A 1,787-nucleotide genomic window follows, 5' to 3' on the forward strand; every position below is an offset into this window, starting at 1 on the left:
GGCCGGTCGCCGTGGACCCGAGCGGGGTCCACGGCAGCCGAGCCGGCCGGGTGAGGGCACCCATGTGCCCGCGCCCGCCGGCCCGGTGAACCGTCACACCCTCCAGCACCGCGACCGCACTTCGCACCCCTCTGCACGACGCACCGCCACAAATCCACATCGCGCACCACACCGGAACGACCCGCACCACCTTCCCCGTACGTACGACCTCTTTCCCCGTACATACGACCTCCTTGACACTCGCGTCGCTGGCGACGCCGTAATCGACCGGAGGAACCGCCGTGGCAGAAACGCCCAGGGTTCGAAAAGCAGTCGCCGTGCCAGAGGACGAGCAGGTTCGCGACCAGATGCCCACCACACACCCGGTCGACGAGAAGCTCCCGCCTCTCAAGATGATGACCAGCGGCCTGCAGCACGTGGCCGCCATGTACGCGGGCGTGGTCGCCCCGCCGCTCATCGTCGGAGCCGCCGTCGGGCTCTCCGGCAAGGAGCTCACCTTCCTCACCGGAGCCAGTCTCTTCACCGCGGGACTGGCCACCCTGCTGCAGACGCTGGGCATCTGGAACATCGGAGCCCGGCTGCCGTTCGTCAACGGCGTCACCTTCGCCGGTGTGGCCCCGATGCTCGCGATCGTCGACCAGACCAAGGACAAGGACGACGCGCTGCCGATCATCTTCGGCGCGATCATCGTCGCGGGCCTGCTCGGGTTCGTCGGCGCCCCGTTCTTCTCCAAACTGGTCCGCTTCTTCCCACCGGTCGTCACCGGCACCGTCATCACCCTGATCGGCGTCTCGCTGATGCCGGTGGCCTTCGGCTGGGCCCAGGGCCCCAATCCGGCCGGCGACGACTACGGCTCCATGAAGTACCTGGGACTGGCCGGTATCACCCTGGTCATCGTTCTGCTGATACGCCGCTTCACCAGCGGGTTCGTCAAGCAGATCGCCGTGCTGCTCGGCCTTGCCATCGGCACCGTCATCGCGATCCCGTTCGGTGTCACCGACTTCAGCGCGATCGGCGAGGCGAACATCGTCGGCTTCCCGACGCCGTTCCACTTCGGCGCCCCGCAGTTCGCGGCGGCGGCCATCGTGTCGATGGTGGTCGTGATGATCGTCTCGATGACCGAGTCCACCGCCGACATGCTGGCGCTCGGTGAGATCGTCGAACGGCCCGCGGACGAGAAGACGATCGCGGCAGGACTGCGCGCCGACACCCTCGGCTCCGCGCTCAGCCCGCTGTTCAACGGCTTTATGTGCAGCGCCTTCGCCCAGAACATCGGCCTGGTCGCGATGACCAGGATCCGCAGCCGGTTCGTGGTCGCGGTGGGCGGCGGCTTCCTGATCCTGATGGGGCTGATGCCGGTCGTCGCCTCACTGATCGCCACCGTGCCCCGGCCGGTGCTCGGCGGCGCCGGAGTCGTGCTCTTCGGCTCGGTCGCGGCCAGCGGCATCCAGACCCTGACCAAGGCGGGGTTGGAGAAGGACAACAACGTGCTGATCGTCGCGGTCGCGATGGCCGTCGGGCTGATCCCGATCGCGGCGCCGGAGTTCTACCACGCGTTCCCGGACACCGCGATGATCATCCTGGACTCCGGTATCTCCACCGGCTGTGTCGCCGCGGTCGTCCTCAACCTGGTCTTCAACCACATCGGCAAGCGGCAGGACGATGACGATGTCACCGCGCCGATGGAGCCGGGCGAGGAGATCTCCGAGAGTCGCGTGCCGTCCGCACGGGCCGGGCACTGACAGACACATAGATGCGGCGTGTACGGCCTCAGCGGCCGTACACGC

At 67.8% G+C, this 1,787-nt stretch carries 1 protein-coding gene; it reads left to right on the plus strand.

All coding sequences use genetic code 11. The features are described from left to right. Positions 1–347 precede the first annotated feature (347 nt). Positions 348–1,742, plus strand: coding sequence for a nucleobase:cation symporter-2 family protein (locus U9R90_RS35935; RefSeq protein WP_411061675.1), 1,395 nt, complete (start codon positions 348–350; stop codon positions 1,740–1,742). Positions 1,743–1,787: the final 45 nt, after the last annotated feature.

Origin of the sequence: Streptomyces sp. E11-3 (assembly GCF_046540415.1) — a bacterium.
GTDB lineage: Bacteria > Actinomycetota > Actinomycetes > Streptomycetales > Streptomycetaceae > Streptomyces.

What these genes read in the sequence shown, in the direction of transcription:
- U9R90_RS35935 (WP_411061675.1), top strand. Translation starts at nt 348, where the DNA reads ATGCCCACCACACACCCGGTCGACGAGAAGCTCCCGCCTCTCAAGATG.